Here is a 15,719-nt window from a genome sequence, read left to right as displayed (position 1 = left end):
GGTTGTTCGGTGAGTCGACGGTCGTGCTCACCTCGGCGACGTTGACGGTCGGCGGCTCGTTCGGCGGCCTGGCCGTGAACTGGGGACTGCCGCCGCAGGCGCCGACGCGCAGCGACACCGGCGCGGCCTCCGGCCTCGAACCCCCGTCCGACGACGGCGACCTGAAGTGGAACGCCCTGGACGTCGGGTCGCCGTTCGACCACGCCAAGGCCGGCATCATGTACATCGCCAAGCATCTGCCGACCCCGGGACGCGACGGCCTCTCCCCCGCCTACCTCGACGAGATCACCGAGCTGATCACCGCGGCCGGTGGCCGCACCCTCGGGTTGTTCTCGTCGATGCGCGCGGCGAAGGCCGCCACCGAGGCGGTGCGGGAGCGGCTCGGCACCCCGGTGCTGTGCCAGGGCGACGACGCGACCGGCGCCCTCGTCGAACAGTTCGCGGCCGACGAGGAGACGTCACTGTTCGGCACGCTGTCGCTGTGGCAGGGCGTGGACGTGCCGGGACCGTCCCTGTCGCTGGTGATCATCGACCGCATCCCGTTCCCGCGACCCGACGACCCGCTGCTCGTGGCACGGCAGCGTGCCGTCGAATCCCGCGGCGGCAACGGGTTTCTCGCGGTCGCCGCGAACCACGCGGCGCTGCTGCTCGCCCAGGGCGTCGGCCGGCTGCTGCGCAGCACCAGCGACCGCGGGGTCGTCGCAGTCCTCGATCCGCGGCTCGCGACGGCCCGCTACGGCGGGTACCTGCGGGCGTCGCTGCCCTCGTTCTGGGAGACCACCGATCCCGAGATCGTGCGCAAGGCACTGACCCGGCTCCGGGACTGACCGCATCGGGTCGGACTACCGGCGCCGGGCCGCATCCGCCCTACGGCAGCACGACCAGCCCGAGTTCGGCGGGCGTGGCGAGCAGCTCGTGCTGCGGCAGCACCCGCACCGTGTATCCGACGGCACCGGCGAGCGGCAGCGCGACCTCCGCCTCGAACACGTCGCCGGCACCGTCGGTGCCGCTGTGCCGCATCGACGTGGTCGTGATGTCGCTGAGGGTGTCGTCGACACCCACCCGGCCGATCACCACCTGCACCAGCACGTCCGCGGGGTTCAACCCGCCGAGGTGCACGTGCGCGGTGAGCGACAGCCGCGCGCCGATCTCGGCGCTGTCGGGCAGCCCGTCGCTGTCGACCTGCGCGACCCGCACCGACGGCCACGCCGCCTCGATCCGGTGCCGGTAGTCCGCCAGCGCCTTCGCGCCGGTGTACCCGTCGGCGACGACCGCGCGGGCCGCCTCGGCGGCCGGGGCGTAGTACTGCACCGCATAGTCGCGGACCATGCGCGACGCGAGCACCTTCGGCCCGAGGTTCTCGAGGGTGTGGCGCACCATCTCGATCCAGCGGGTCGGCACCCCGTCGGTGTCCCGGTCGTAGAACCGCGGCAGCACGGACCGTTCGAGCAGCTCGTACAGGGCGCTGGCCTCGAGGTCGTCGCGCCGCTGTTCGTCGACGACCCCGTCGGCGGTCGGGATGGCCCAGCCGTTCCCCCCGTTGTACATCTCGTCCCACCAGCCGTCGAGGATGGACAGGTTGAGGCCGCCGTTGAGCGCGGACTTCATCCCGGAGGTGCCGCACGCCTCGAGCGGACGCAGCGGGTTGTTGAGCCACACGTCGCAACCCCAGTAGAGGAAGCGCGCCATCGACATGTCGTAGTCGGGCAGGAACACGATGCGGTGCCGCACGTCGTGCCGGTCCGCGAACCGCACGACCTGCTGGATCAGTGCCTTGCCGCCGTCGTCGGCGGGATGGCTCTTGCCGGCGACGACGAGCTGCAGGGGCCGGTCCTCGTCGAGGAGCAGCGACCGCAGCCGGTTCTCGTCGCGCAGCATGAGCGTGAGCCGCTTGTAGGTCGGTACGCGCCGCGCGAAGCCCACGGTGAGTACGTTCGGGTCGAACACCTCGTCGACCCAGCCGAGTTCGGCGGCGGTGGCGCCGCGTTCGATCCAGGACGCGCGCAGCCGTCGCCGCACCTCCGCGACGAGTTGCCCGCGCAGCGTGTTGCGGGTGTCCCACAGTTCCTGCGACGGAACGGTCTGCAGCAGTTCCCACCCGCGGGCCTCCTCGACCCGGTCGGGACCGGCGAGCCGGTTCGCCAGGGCGATCCATTCGCGGGCGGCCCAGGTAGGGGCGTGCACGCCGTTGGTGACCGATCCGATCGGCACCTCGTCGGCGTCGAAGCCGGGCCACAGCCCGTCGAACATGCCGCGGCTGACGCGACCGTGCAGCTTGGAGACGCCGTTGCTGCGCTGACCGAGCCGCAGACCCAGGTGCGCCATGTTGAACACGTGCGGGTCGGATTCGCGGCCGAGCGCGAGGATCCGGTCGACGGTCAGGCCGGGCAGCAGCGAGGACTCGTTCTCCCCGTTCGGCCCGGAGAAGTAGTGCCGCACCAGGTCGATCGGGAACCGGTCGATGCCGGCGGGGACCGGGGTGTGGGTGGTGAAGACGGTTCCGGCGCGCACGGCCGAGAGTGCTTCGTCGAAGTCGAGGCCCGTGGTGGTGACCAGTTCGCGGATGCGCTCGGCGCCCGAGAAGCCGGCGTGGCCCTCATTCATGTGGAAGACCTCGGGGTCGGGCACCCCGTGGATGCGCGTGTAGGCGCGCACGGCCCGCACGCCGCCGATGCCGGCGAGGATCTCCTGCTTGATGCGGTGGTCCTGGTCGCCGCCGTAGAGGCGGTCGGTGACACCGCGCAGTTCCTCGTCGTTGGCGGCGATGTCGGAGTCGAGCAGCAGCAGCGGCACCCGCCCGATCTGTGCGATCCACACGCGCGCGGCCAGCTCGCGGTTCCCGGGCACGGTGACGGTGACCAGCGCGGGGCTGCCGTCGGATTCGGTGAGCAGCCGCAGCGGCAGACCCTGCGGGTCGTAGGACGGGTAGTGCTCGCTCTGCCAGCCGTCGGCGGTGAGGGACTGCCGGAAATAGCCGGAGCGGTACAGCAGTCCGATCCCGACGAGCGGCAGCCCGAGGTCGGAGGCCGCCTTGAGGTGGTCGCCGGCGAGGATGCCGAGGCCGCCGGAGTAGTTCGGCAGGACCTCGCTGACACCGAATTCCATGGAGAAGTAGGCGATCCCCGTCGGCATGTCCTTGCCGCGGGCCTGCTGTTGCTGGTACCAGCGCGGCCGGGCCAGGTACTCGTCGAGGTCCGCGGCGGCGGCATCGAGCCGCTGCACGAAGTCCGGGTCGGCGGCGAGTTCGTCGAGCCGCGACGGCGGCACCTCGCCGAGCAGCCGGACCGGGTCGTGCCCCACGAGTTCCCACAGGGCCGGGTCGACGGTTGCGAACAGGTCCTGGGCCGGCGGATGCCAGGACCACCGCAGGTTGGCGGACAGTCTTTCGAGCGCGGCCAGCCGCTCGGGAAGGTGGGCTCGTACGGTGAACCGACGCAAGGCTTTCACCCCGCGAAGACTACCGAGTTTCCGGCGTTTCGCGACGCAACGGGCTGTGACGTCCGTCCAGCGGCCGGACCGCCGCCGGGCGGGCCGGTGAGCGCCCCGCGGATTCCCGCGCGGGACAGGCAAACCGGCCGCATGATCGGCCGTGAATCCGCACCTCGATTACGGTTGAGTGCGAACCCACCGCGCGGTTCGCGTCCGGTTCCCACCGGCCCGACACGGAAACGGAGTACATGTGACAGGTCGTCTCGCCATCGACGACGTCCAGCCCCAGATCGCGGGTGGACGCTATCCGGTCAAGGCCGTCGTCGGCGAAGTCGTGCCGGTGTCCGCGGTGGTGTGGCGGGAGGGGCACGATGCGGTCGCCGCAACACTCGCCGTGCGCGGACCGGGGACCGATCCGGAGACCGAGGGCAGGCTCGTCCGCATCCCGATGGTGCCCGGGGCGATGCCCGACACCTTCCACGCGACGTTCACCCCGACCAGCCCGGGGACGTGGACGTACCGCGTGGAGGCGTGGAGCGATCCGGTGTCGACCTGGCGGCACGCGGTGGACGCGAAGATCTCCGCCGGTCAGGGCGCCGAGGATCTCGCGAACGACCTCGAGATCGGCGCCGCGATGTTCGAGAAGGCCGCGAAGACGGTGCCGCGCGGCAACCGGCCCACACTGCTCGCCGTCGCCGCATCGCTCCGGTCCCCGCGGGCGCTCGCGGAACGGGTGGCGCCGGCCTTCGCCGCGGACATCACCGAGATCCTGCGCGCGCATCCGCTGCGCGAACTGGTCACCCGCGGGCGGGCGTTCACCGCGCTGGCGGACCGCCGGCGCGCCCTGTTCGGCTCCTGGTACGAGTTCTTCCCGCGTTCGACGGGCGGCTGGAACGAGGACGGCACCCCGCGCCACGGCACGTTCGCGACCGCCGCCGCGGATTTGCCGCGGATCGCGGCGATGGGCTTCGACGTGGTGTATCTGCCCCCGATCCATCCGATCGGCAAGATCAACCGCAAGGGACCGAACAACAGCCTCGTCGCCGGGCCCGGGGACGTGGGTTCGCCGTGGGCCATCGGATCCGAGGAGGGGGGCCACGACGCGATCCACCCGGAGCTGGGCACCGATCGGGACTTCCGCGAGTTCGTCGCCCGCGCAGCCGAACTCGGTCTCGAAGTGGCGTTGGACCTGGCGTTGCAGTGCGCGCCCGACCATCCGTGGGCGGCGGAGCATCCCGAGTGGTTCACGGTGCTGCCGGACGGCACGATCGCCTACGCGGAGAACCCGCCGAAGAAGTACCAGGACATCTATCCGGTCAACTTCGACAACGACCGCGACGGTATCTACGCCGAGGTGCTGCGCGTGGTGCGGCACTGGGTCGCCCGCGGGGTGAAGATCTTCCGGGTCGACAACCCGCACACCAAGCCCCCGGACTTCTGGGAATGGCTGATCGCCGAGGTCAAGCGCACCGATCCCGACGTGCTGTTCCTGTCCGAGGCGTTCACCCGGCCCGCCCGCATGTACGGGCTGGCCCGCCGTGGATTCACCCAGTCCTACACGTACTTCACGTGGCGGGAAACCAAGTGGGAACTCACCGAGTTCGGGCAGGAACTGGCCGCGAAGGCCGACGAGGCCCGGCCGAACCTGTTCGTGAACACCCCGGACATCCTGCACGAGACGCTGCAGCGCGGCGGCCCCGGCATGTTCGCGCTGCGCGCGGCCCTGGCCGCGACCCTCGCCCCGACGTGGGGGATGTATTCCGGGTACGAGCTGTACGAGCACGTCGCGCTGCGACCGGGCAGCGAGGAGTACCTGGATTCGGAGAAGTACCAGCTGCGGCCCCGCCGGTTCGAGGAGGCACGCCGCCGCAGTGAATCGCTGGAACCGTGGATCGCGGCACTGAACCGGATCCGCCGGGCGCATCCGGCGCTGCAGCAGCTGCGCAACATCCATTTCCACCACATCGACAACGACGCGCTGATCGCCTACTCGAAGTTCGATCCGACGACGGGAGACGCGGTGCTCACCGTCGTCAACCTCGATCCGTACGCCGCCGAACAGGGCACCCTGTGGCTGGACATGCCGGCGATCGGACGCGACTGGCACGAACACCTCACCGTCCACGACGAGGTCAGCGGCGAGGAATACCACTGGGGCCAGGCGAATTTCGTGCGGCTCGAGCCGTGGCGGGCCGTCGCACACATTCTCGTGTTGCCCCCGATCGGGGTGCCTGCGCGCACCACCCTCGCCTACAGGAGGTAGCCGTGACCCCGGAGAAAGGCTCCACCCCGAACCGAGCGGACTCCCCCGCCGTCTCGACCCGCCGGCACGCGCCGGCGCCCGATGACCTGGCGCGCCTCGCCGCCGGCGAACATCACGACCCCCATTCGATTCTCGGGGCGCACCCGCACGCGGAGGGCACCCTGATCCGCACGCTGCGTCCCGGCGCGGAGAAGGTCGCGGTCCGCATCGGCGACGTCGACCACCCGCTCGAGCCGGTCGGGTCCGACGTGTTCAGCGCGCTCGTTCCGGTGCACGACCCGGCCGACTACCGGCTGGTGGTGACCTACCCGTTCGACCACACCGTCGTCGTCGCCGACGGCTACCGGTTCCTCCCGACGCTCGGCGAACTCGATCTGCACCTGTTCGCGGAGGGCCGCCACGAACGACTGTGGGAGATCCTCGGCGCGCACCCCCGCTCGTACGACACCCCGGACGGCACGGTCACCGGCACGTCGTTCGCGGTGTGGGCGCCCGGGGCGCGCGGGGTGACGGTGACCGGCGACTTCGACATGTGGGGCGGACGGACCGCACCGATGCGGGTGCTCGGGTCGAGCGGCGTGTGGGAACTGTTCGTCCCCGACGTCCACCCCGGCGCCCTGTACAAGTTCCGGGTGCACGGTCGCGACGGCTCGGTGCGCGAGAAGGCGGATCCGATGGCCTACGCGGCCGAGGTCCCGCCCGCGACCGCGTCGGTGGTGACGACGTCGCGGCACGTCTGGCACGACGACGAATGGCTCGAAGCGCGGGCACGCTCCCAGCCGTGGCAGGAACCGGTGAGCGTCTACGAGGTGCATCTCGGATCGTGGCGGCCGGGGCTGGGCTATCTCGAATTGGCCGACCAACTCGCCGAGTACGTGACCGAGACCGGGTTCACCCACGTCGAACTGCTGCCCGTCGCCGAGCATCCCTTCGGCGGCTCCTGGGGTTATCAGGTCACGTCGTACTACGCCCCGACCTCCCGGTTCGGCACCCCGGACGAGTTCCGCGAGTTCGTCGATCGGCTGCACCGGGCCGGGATCGGCGTGATCATGGACTGGGTTCCCGCCCATTTCCCGAAGGACGACTGGGCACTCGCCCGGTTCGACGGGAGCCCGCTGTACGAGCATCCCGACCCCACGCGCGGCGAGCAGCTCGACTGGGGCACCTACGTGTTCGACTACGGCCGGCGCGAGGTCCGCAACTTCCTGGTGGCCAATGCCCTCTACTGGGTCGAGGAGTTCCACATCGACGGCCTGCGCGTCGACGCGGTCGCATCGATGCTGTATCTGGACTACTCGCGGCCGCACGGCGGCTGGACCCCGAATATCCACGGCGGTCGCGAGAACCTGGAGGCGGTCGCGTTCCTGCAGGAACTCAACGGCACCGTGCACAAGCTGCATCCGGGTGTGGTCACCGTCGCCGAGGAGTCCACGGCGTGGCCCGGGGTGACGCGCCCGACCAACGTGGGCGGGCTCGGGTTCGACATGAAGTGGAACATGGGCTGGATGCACGACACGCTCGGCTTCGTCTCCCGCGATCCCGTGCACCGCACCTACCACCATCACGAGATCACCTTCTCGCTGATGTACGCGTGGAGCGAGAACTTCATGCTGCCGATCAGCCACGACGAGGTCGTGCACGGCAAGGGCACGCTGTGGACCCGGCTACCCGGCGACGACTTCACGAAGGCAGCGGGACTGCGCACCCTGCTGGCGTACATGTGGGCGCACCCCGGTAAGCAGTTGCTGTTCATGGGACAGGAATTCGGGCAGGTCGCGGAGTGGTCGGAGGAACGGGGCCTGGACTGGTGGCAGCTCGACGACGAACACACCGGCGCCCTGCACGGAGGGATCCGGCAACTGGTCGGCGACCTCAACCGCACCTATCGCGAGCAGCCCGCGCTGTGGACGCTGGACACCTCCCCCGGCGGCTACTCGTGGATCGACGCCAACGATGCGGTGAACAACGTGCTCAGTTTCCTCCGGTACGGAAGCGACGGCTCGATCGTCGCGTGCCTGTACAACTTTTCCGGGAGCACTCACGCCGACTATCGTGTCGGATTACCCGAAACGGGTCGGTGGGTGGAAATCCTCAATACGGATGCGACCGCCTACTGCGGCAACGGGACCGGAAATCTCGGTGCCGTGACGGCGACGGCGCACTCCTGGCACGGACGCCCGGCATCGGCTCGGGTGACCCTGCCCGCCCACGGTGCGATCTGGCTGGCACTGCACCGATGACCGCGGTCCTCCGACGACAGGAGCGATCGTGACAAGGACGGGCTGGGCTGCGCGGTTGGCGCTCGGAGCGCTGGCGACTGCCCTGCTGGCGGGGTGCGCGGGCAAGGTCGAGGGCACCGCCGTCTCGATCTACGACAACCCGTTCACCGTCGCCGGCCTGCCCGTGTCGTCCGGCCCGTCCGGTCCCCGAAGCGGAGTCCCGGACGCGGCGGTCACCATCGAGAACGGCAACGGCGGCGAGGTCGACGCCCTCGTGGGCAACGCGATCACCGACATCGAGGCGTACTGGGAGCGCACCTTCGGGTCAATCGCGAAGGGGTCGTTCGAACCCGTCTCGACGCTGCTGTCGTGGGATCCGTCCGAACGGCGCGGACCCGACTTCTGCGGCGAATCCACCTTCGACTTCATCAACGCCGCGTACTGCGCCGGCGACGACGTGATCGGGTGGGACCGGGAGTTCCTGCTTCCCGAGCTGATCGACACGTTCGGTCCGATGTCGGTGGTGATGGTGCTGGCCCACGAGTACGGGCACGCCATCCAGTACAAGTCCGGCATCGTCTCCGACGACGACCCGGGCATCGTGTTCGAGCAGCAGGCGGACTGTTTCGCCGGCGCGTTCATCCGCCACGTCGCCGAGGGCAATTCGGAGCACTTCCAGCTCAACACGTCGGACGGACTCAACTCGGTGCTCGCGTCGATGGTTCTGTTCCGCGACGTCGATCCCAACGATCCCGATGCCGTTCACGGTTCGGCGTTCGAACGCGTCACCGCCATGCAGATCGGGTTCTCCGACGGCGCCCGGTCCTGCACCCGCATCGACGCCGCCGAGATCGAGTCCCGCCGCGCCGATCTCCCGCAGTTCTTCGACAGCAGCGACGACGGGGAGCTTCCCGTCACCGCCGAGTCCGTCCAGCAGATCCTGCGCTCGTTCGACTACGTGTTCGGATTGTCGTCGCCGCCCGAGCTGGATCTGTCCGGTTCCGATCTCGGCTGCCCCGACGCGAAGGCGACCGCACCGGTGTCCTACTGCCCGGCGACGAACACGATCGGCGTCGATCTGGAGGACCTCGCCGAACGCGGGGCTGCTCCCGAATCCGGGTCGGGTCCGTTCGAGGCGGACGTCCGGGGCGACTACAACGCCTACGTGCTGCTCGCCTCGCGATACGCGCTCGCGGTGCAGCGAGAGGCCGGGGCGTCGTTGACCGACCCGCAAACCGCGCTGCGGACGGCGTGCCTGGCCGGCGCGATCAGCGCCGCACTGAGCCCGACGAACACCGACCTGACGAACAATCCGGACGAGGACCTCGTGTGGTTGTCGCCCGGGGACCTCGACGAGGCCGTGTCCGGTCTGCTCAGCGACGGTCTCGCCGCGAGCGACGTCAACGGCAACACCATTCCCAGCGGCTTCGCCCGCGTCGACGCCTTCCGCACCGGTGTGCTCCGCGGTGAGACGGGCTGCACCGGCCGCTACAACTGACAGCAGTTACAACAGGCGAACGGCCTGGTCACGGTAGTGCCGTGACCAGGCCGTCGGCCTGAGTGCCGGTGGTTCAGTACAGCGCGGACGCCAGCTTCCGTCGCGCGGCGACGACGAACGGCTCGGCGGGATCGAAGAGCTCGAACAGCTCCAGCAGCCGGGTGCGCGCGGCCGTCTTCTCGTCCCCGGCGCTGCGGGAGACGAATGCGATCAGACGGGCGAACGCCTTCTCCGGGTCCTGCGCGAACAGCTCGGCATCGGCAGCGGCGAGCTGGGCGTCCAGGTCGGCCGGCGCGGCGTCGGCACGCTCGATCGCGTCGGCGGGCACCTCCTGAGCGCGCGCGAGGAACCGCACCTGACGCACCGCAGCGAGCGCTTCGGTGTTGTTGGGCTCCGAGTTGAGGATCAGGTTGTAGGCGGCTTCGGCACCGGCCAGATCGCCGGCGTCGAGCGCCTGCTCCGCCGCGACGAATCGCGGGTCGGGCGGGGTCTCCTGCGGTTCGCCCGTCGGCGGACCCGACAGCTTTCCGGCGACGGCGTTCTGGATCGCGCCGATCCATTCACGCAGCGCCGATTCGGGCTGCACTCCCTGGAAGTCGGCGAGCGGCTGGCCGGCGGCGATCGCGACGACCGTCGGCACCGACTGGACACCGAACGCCTGGGCGATGCGCGGGTTGGCGTCGACGTCCACCTTCGCGAGGACCCAGGTGCCGCCGCTCTCGTGCGCGAGCTTCTCGAGGACCGGGGACAGCTGCTTGCACGGCTGGCACCAGGTCGCCCACAGATCCACGATGACCGGGACCTGCATGGAACGCTGCAGCACCTCGGCCTCGAACGTGGCCTCGGTGACGTCGATGACGGGTGCGAGCCCGCCGGGGGCGGCGCCGTCGCCGGACGGGGGCGGGGGTGGGGGCGCGGAGGCCCTTTCCTTCAGCGGTGCGAGATCCACCGCGCCGGAGATCGCCGCTGCTGCCGCGGCGGAACGTGCTGGACGGGAACCGGGTCGAGTCACGCCGTCCAGTCTGTCACGTTTCGGGGGTACCTCGCCGCCCGGTCAGGACAGTGCGGGCTCGGTTTCGCGCGCCGCGGAATCGGAAAGCTCGCCGAGGCGGCCTGTGCGCACGGCCCAACGCTCGAAGACGACGGTGCCGAACGGCGGGACACTCGAGACCAGCGCGAGGAAGGTCGTCTTCAGGTCCCACTTGAGCGACCACGCGGTTGCGAGCGCGACGACGACGAACAGCATGAATCCGGCGACCCCGTGCACCATGCCCGGGATCCGGATGGCCTCCTCGTGTCCGAGCACCCACTTGAAGAACATCGCGATCAGCAGGGCCAGCCAGGTGATCGCTTCCCAGATCGCTACGAGCCGGAATCGCTTCGCGGGGGTGGACAGGTCGAGGAGGTTCGTCATGGTCGCCATTGTGCCCGAGTCCTACGACGACCCGTCGTTGCCGTGAGGGACATCACCACCCCGCCGCGATGCGCCCGGACCGTGACGGGTGTAAAGGAGACGGCCCCCGACCGGGGAGTCCGTAGCGAGAAACAGGTACCTTCCGCGGGTCATTCGACCGGTGCGGGACTTCTGGCCGTACGCGACCATATCTCCTGCCAATGAGCTGCCACCCACCGCGAAATCCGGGTTCTCCACTGCTCCGACACCGCTCGCCGACGCACTTCGGACCGACCCTTCGCGCGACCACACGGAAGGGACTTGCACCGATGACGACCACCGCGACGACCGGCCGGCCCCTGGAACCCCACGATGTGGGCGGTGGAGGCACGCAGGAGGCGCCGGGAGTCCACCACCGGCCGACACTCGTGCGTCGGCGGCATTTCCCGGGGACCAGCGTGCAGGCGCAACTCCTGTCCCGATCGGTCCGGATGACGCTGCGCCCCGTGCTGTCACTGTGGGCGCGCGCGTCCGCATTGCCGTGGCCCGCCGACTTGATCGACTCCGTGGGAAATCTGTTGCCGCCGATCGAAGGCACCCGATGCCGGCCCGCGAAGCTCCCGAACTGCGAGGGACTCTGGGTCGAAACCCCCGACGTCGGTTCCGGCCGTGTCGTCCTCTACCTGCACGGCGGCGCCTTCCTGTGCTGCGGAGTACGCACTCATAGGCGGCTCGTCTCGCGAATTTCCGCCGAGGCGCAGGCGCCGGTGCTGATGGTCGACTACCGCATGCTGCCGGCCCACTCGATCGACGACGCGGTCGACGACAGCGTCGACGGTTACCGTGCGCTTCTGGCCGCGGGCTGGCATCCCGAACAGATCGTGATCGCAGGGGACTCCGCGGGAGGCTACCTGTCGTTCATGGTGCCGCTGCGTCTGCGCGACGAGGGCCTCCCCGCACCCGCCGCGGTCGTGGCACTGTCGCCGCTCACGGAGTTGGATCCGGGTCGCAAGCTGGCTCACCCCAACGCGGATCGATGCGCGCTCCTGCCGGTCAGCGCCGCGGCGGAACTCTTCAGGCTCGCCCGGAACATCGAGGCACGGAAAGCCATGGACCCGGGCGCGCAGGCCCGGATGTGCCCGGTGGACCACGATCTTCGTGACATGCCCCGCACGCTGATCCAGGTGGGATCGGACGAACTGTTGCTGCCGGATGCCGAAGTGATGGCAGAGCGGCTGGCCGAGGCCGGTAACGAATGCGAGCAGCAAGTCTGGGAGCGGCAACTGCACGGGTTCCAGTCGGCAGCCGATCTCCTGCCCGAGTCCAGGCGCGCGATCGCCGAAATCGGCCGGTTCATCCGGCATGCTGTCCCGGATGGGCTGCTCGACGTAGGGCTTCCGGATGGTTCCTGCGATTCGTGAGCACCGAGGCGGTGCGGGCAGCGCGGCCGCTTCTCTCCGGATGACAGGTCGCCCCGGATGACAGGTCGCCCGGGGCGAGTGGTCTCAGGCCCGGCGAGCGGCGAGACCGGTACTCATCGCTCGGCCCTGGTTTGCTCGGCGGCCCTGGTTTGCTCGGACTTGGTCGGCAGCCAGTCGAGGACGGTCCGCATCGCGTTCCCGAAATAGTCCGGTGCGGTGATCGGCCAGTCGTGGCCTCCCGCGACCGTGAAGACCGGTGGCCTACCCAGGGAATCTCGAAGAGCTTCGAGACGCGCACGCGTGACCAAGCGGTCGCCGCGGCTCCACAGCAGTGACACCGGCAGGGGTCGTGCGGCGATCCGGTTCAGCTCGGCGACCAGGTACCCGCCCGAGGTGATCGGAGCGCTGGGCCGGATCGGCCGGGGATCACGGACGCTGTTGCACATGGTGATCGTGTGGCGAGGCAGGACGGTCGTGGCACGCATCCGGTGCGGCAGGGACTTCCTGTCACCGAGCTGGGACGCGGCGCTCCTGGTCTCCGGCCACGGCCCTCCACCCACCGAGTTCACCAGGACGAGGCGTGCTACGCGATCCGGATCCGCGTCGGCGGCCTGGATGGCGATCGCTCCCCCGAACGAGTGCCCGACGAGAGTCACGGGACCGAGATCGGCAGCGTCCAGGAACCGGCCGAGCCAGGCAGAGCAGTCCCGCAGCGTCCGTCGATCGAGTGGACGGCCCGCCACTCCCGCGAAGCCCGGTATCAGCGGGGAGTAGACACGGTATCTGCGGGCAAGCCGCTCGAGGGCGTGACGGTACGTCAAGGGTGTCGATCCCCCACCCGGAACGAAGACCAAGGGAGCTCCTTGTCCGAGCACGCCGCACACCCCCGTCCCGGCGTCGAGTCGAACAGTTGTCCAGGGCATCGCCGCAGGGTTGTCGACGGCTCGGGTCATCGGCGATCGGTGTGGGTGGTGCATCGGGTCGGCCTTCGATCGAATTGGTGAGGCGAATCACACGATGCCCCCACCGCCGCGCGGAAGCGACGGCCGAAATACCTGGAGACATACCTGTATCTACAGAGATGCCCTAGTCATGCGACTGCTCCGCGACCCAGGCCGCGACCTGCGCCCGGGAGGTGAAGCCGAGTTTGGCCAGGATGTGCTCCACGTGACCTTGGGCGGTACGAGGTGAGATCACGAGGCGACTGGCGATGGCCTGGTTCGTCAGGCCTTCCCCGATGAGGGCTGCGACCTGGCGTTCCCTCTTGGTCAGTCGCGCCGGCGCGTCGGATCTCGTCGCGGAGGCGGCCGGCGGTCGCTCGTGGAGGGCGTAGGCGATGGCCGCGTCGAAGCCGAGCTGCTCACCTTCCCGGTGGGCCGCCTCGAAGGTTCTGTCGCCGAGTCCCTCCCGGGCCCTGCGGGCACATTCGTCGTGGTGGACAACGAGGGTCGAGTGAATGATCGGAGAGATGCCGACCTCCCGCGCCAGCCCGTCCGCGGCGCCCATGAGAACTGCGGCCCGACGCGCATCGCCCCGGTCGAAGCTGATCCAGGCCAGCGCTTCGAGGCAGGCTGCCACGTTGTGGGGGTTGCGGACCTGCCGGGAAGTCTGCAGTGACTCTTCGAGGAGCGGGACGGCCCGATCGACGTCACCCTGCTGCCACAGAACCACTCCGAATGAGAACAGCGAATACGTTCTGTAGATCTTCTCCTCGTGCATTCCGGTGATCGCGAGGGCCCGCTCGTGGCATTCGATCGCCTGCTCGGTCATCCCGGACAGCCCGTAGGCCGTCGCGAGTGCGACCAGGGCGGAGATCTCGGACGCCCGCTCGCCGCATGCGTCGAATCCTGCGCGGGCGGATTCGAGCTGGGTGCACACGTGTTCGAGATCCCCGCTGAGGAGACCGAGCGTGCCGTCGGCGAAGGACACGTACGCGCGCATCAGGGGGTCGGTGGTCTGCTTGGCGAGCGTGCGTGCTTGCTCGACGAGCGCCGTCCCGGCGGAGAAGTCCCCCTGGATGTTCACCACCACGCTTGCGGCGTAGAGCGCCTTGACCCAGTCGAGGGTGAGTGGGCCACTGTAACGAGCCAGCAACCGGTCGTACCAGCGCCGCGCCTCGCTGTAGATGCCCTGGGAGGTCCAGAACCTGAACAATGCGGCGGCGATGCGCAGTCCTGCCGCGGGATCGTCTTCGAGGCCGAATTCGAGGGCCTCGCGCAGGTTCGGTTGTTCCTGTTTCAGAAGGGCGATCCAGTCGAGCTGACGGGCACTGACCCACTCGGCCTCCGCCTGCCGCGCCATCGCCTCGAACCACTCCATGTGCCGGCGGCGCACGGCCGGGGCCTCACCGGATTGCTCGAGCTTCTCGACGCCGTAGTCGCGCAGCGTCTCGAGCATCCGGAAACGCACCACCGACCCCGTCTCCTCCCGGATCAGGATCGACTTGTCCACCAGGGAGGTCAGCGTGTCGAGGACCTCTCCCACCGTCAGACCCTCCCCGCACACGTGCTCGGCGGCATCGAGGTCGAAACTGCCCGCGAACACCGACATCCGTCCCCACACCAGTTGTTCGGTGGCGGTGCACAATTCGAAGCTCCAGTCGATGCACCACCGCAGGGTCTGCTGCCGCGTCGGCACACCCCGGCCGCCGCGGGTCAGCAGCACGTAGCGGTCGGTCAATCGGTCGAGGATCTGCTCGGGCGAGAGCGCCCGCAACCGGGCCGCGGCCAGCTCGATCGGCAGCGGCAACCCGTCGACCCGGTGACAGATCCGCGCCACCGTCGCCGCGTTGTCCTCCGTGAGCGCAAAACCCGGCACCGCGGCCGCGGCCCGGTCGACGAACAACTTCACCGCGTCGAAGCGGGACAGCGCCCGCACCGAGGACGGCCCGTGCTCCGGATCCGGCACCGCCAGCGGGGGAAGCGCCAGGACCGCCTCCCCGCCGAGTCCCAACGGCTCGCGGCTGGTGGCCAGGATCCGCACCCCCGGACACCGTCGCAACAGCAACTCCACCAGCTCGGCGGACGCGTCGACCACGTGCTCGCAGTTGTCGAGCACCAGCAGCATCTGCCGCGGGACCAGGAACTCGACCAGCACCTCCCGCCTCTGTCTGCCCGACTGGTCCCGCAGCCCCACCGCCGCGGCCACCGCCTCCACCATTGCCGCCCCGTCGTGCAGCTCACCGAGTTCGACCAGCCGCACCCCGTCGGCGTAGTCGCGCTGCACCGACGCCGCCACCCGCACAGCCAGCCGAGTCTTGCCGACGCCGCCGATCCCGGTCAGCGTCACCAGCCGCGACCCGGTCAGTAGGTTCTTCGCGGCGGTGAGCTCGTCCCGGCGGCCGACGAAACTGGTCAGATCCAGCGGCAGATCGCCGGTCGCGCCTGGCGGAGCGGACACCGCGAATCCGCGACCCGGCGGTACTCGCTCAGGATCCCCGACCGATCCGGGCACTCCGGACCGGACGGCCCCGGACTCGACGGCCCCGGTCTCGACG

10 protein-coding genes are annotated in these 15,719 nt (G+C 69.7%); 5 read left to right on the top strand and 5 right to left on the bottom strand.

Annotated elements, in window-relative coordinates; translation table 11 throughout:
• A partial coding sequence (locus ACN675_RS22730) for an ATP-dependent DNA helicase (RefSeq protein ID WP_420752993.1) occupies positions 1-827 on the top strand: 827 nt, incomplete at its 5' end.
• A 40-nt stretch (positions 828-867) separates the two neighbouring features.
• Here the strand turns inward: ACN675_RS22730 and glgP are convergent.
• Positions 868-3,447 carry an alpha-glucan family phosphorylase gene (gene glgP, locus ACN675_RS22725; RefSeq protein WP_420752992.1) on the bottom strand — a complete coding sequence of 860 codons (2,580 nt, stop codon included), beginning with the start codon at positions 3,445-3,447 and terminating at the stop codon, positions 868-870.
• 232 nt (positions 3,448-3,679) lie between these two features.
• Between glgP and ACN675_RS22720 the strand changes: the two genes are divergently transcribed.
• The 3 genes from ACN675_RS22720 (at position 3,680) to ACN675_RS22710 (ending at position 9,409) form a co-directional block, all read left to right on the top strand.
• On the top strand, positions 3,680-5,692 hold the full coding sequence (locus tag ACN675_RS22720; RefSeq protein ID WP_420752991.1) for an alpha-1,4-glucan--maltose-1-phosphate maltosyltransferase: 2,013 nt from the start codon (positions 3,680-3,682) through the stop codon (positions 5,690-5,692).
• Between the two features lie 86 nt (positions 5,693-5,778).
• Positions 5,779-7,932 (top strand): 1,4-alpha-glucan branching protein GlgB, encoded by a 2,154-nt coding sequence (gene glgB, locus ACN675_RS22715; protein WP_420752995.1) that lies wholly within the window; start codon positions 5,779-5,781, stop codon positions 7,930-7,932.
• Positions 7,933-7,960: 28 nt separating this feature from the next.
• Positions 7,961-9,409 (top strand): metallopeptidase, encoded by a 1,449-nt coding sequence (locus ACN675_RS22710; protein ID WP_420752990.1) that lies wholly within the window; start codon positions 7,961-7,963, stop codon positions 9,407-9,409.
• Positions 9,410-9,482: 73 nt separating this feature from the next.
• On the opposite strand, the gene ACN675_RS22705 is transcribed toward ACN675_RS22710, so the two are convergent.
• Both ACN675_RS22705 and ACN675_RS22700 read right to left on the bottom strand, forming a co-directional pair.
• On the bottom strand, positions 9,483-10,370 hold the full coding sequence (locus ACN675_RS22705; RefSeq protein ID WP_420752994.1) for a tetratricopeptide repeat protein: 888 nt from the start codon (positions 10,368-10,370) through the stop codon (positions 9,483-9,485).
• Between the two features lie 93 nt (positions 10,371-10,463).
• Positions 10,464-10,823 (bottom strand): DUF3817 domain-containing protein, encoded by a 360-nt coding sequence (locus ACN675_RS22700; RefSeq protein ID WP_420752989.1) that lies wholly within the window; start codon positions 10,821-10,823, stop codon positions 10,464-10,466.
• A 308-nt stretch (positions 10,824-11,131) separates the two neighbouring features.
• On the opposite strand from ACN675_RS22700, the gene ACN675_RS22695 reads away from it, so the two are divergent.
• Positions 11,132-12,223, top strand: a complete 1,092-nt coding sequence (locus ACN675_RS22695; RefSeq protein ID WP_420752988.1) for an alpha/beta hydrolase — start codon at positions 11,132-11,134, stop codon at positions 12,221-12,223.
• A gap of 113 nt (positions 12,224-12,336) precedes the next feature.
• Here the strand turns inward: ACN675_RS22695 and ACN675_RS22690 are convergent, their stop codons facing one another.
• Both ACN675_RS22690 and ACN675_RS22685 read right to left on the bottom strand, forming a co-directional pair.
• Entirely contained in the window at positions 12,337-13,077 is a 741-nt protein-coding gene (locus ACN675_RS22690; RefSeq protein ID WP_420752987.1) for an alpha/beta fold hydrolase, read from the bottom strand.
• A 232-nt stretch (positions 13,078-13,309) separates the two neighbouring features.
• A partial coding sequence (locus tag ACN675_RS22685; RefSeq protein ID WP_420752986.1) for an ATP-binding protein occupies positions 13,310-15,719 on the bottom strand: 2,410 nt, incomplete at its 5' end.

The organism is Rhodococcus sp. O3 (assembly GCF_048897285.1).
In the GTDB taxonomy this organism is placed as follows: Bacteria; Actinomycetota; Actinomycetes; order Mycobacteriales; family Mycobacteriaceae; genus Rhodococcus.
The sequence above is the reverse complement of the archived record's forward strand: the minus strand, read 5'-3'. Positions and strand labels throughout refer to the sequence as shown.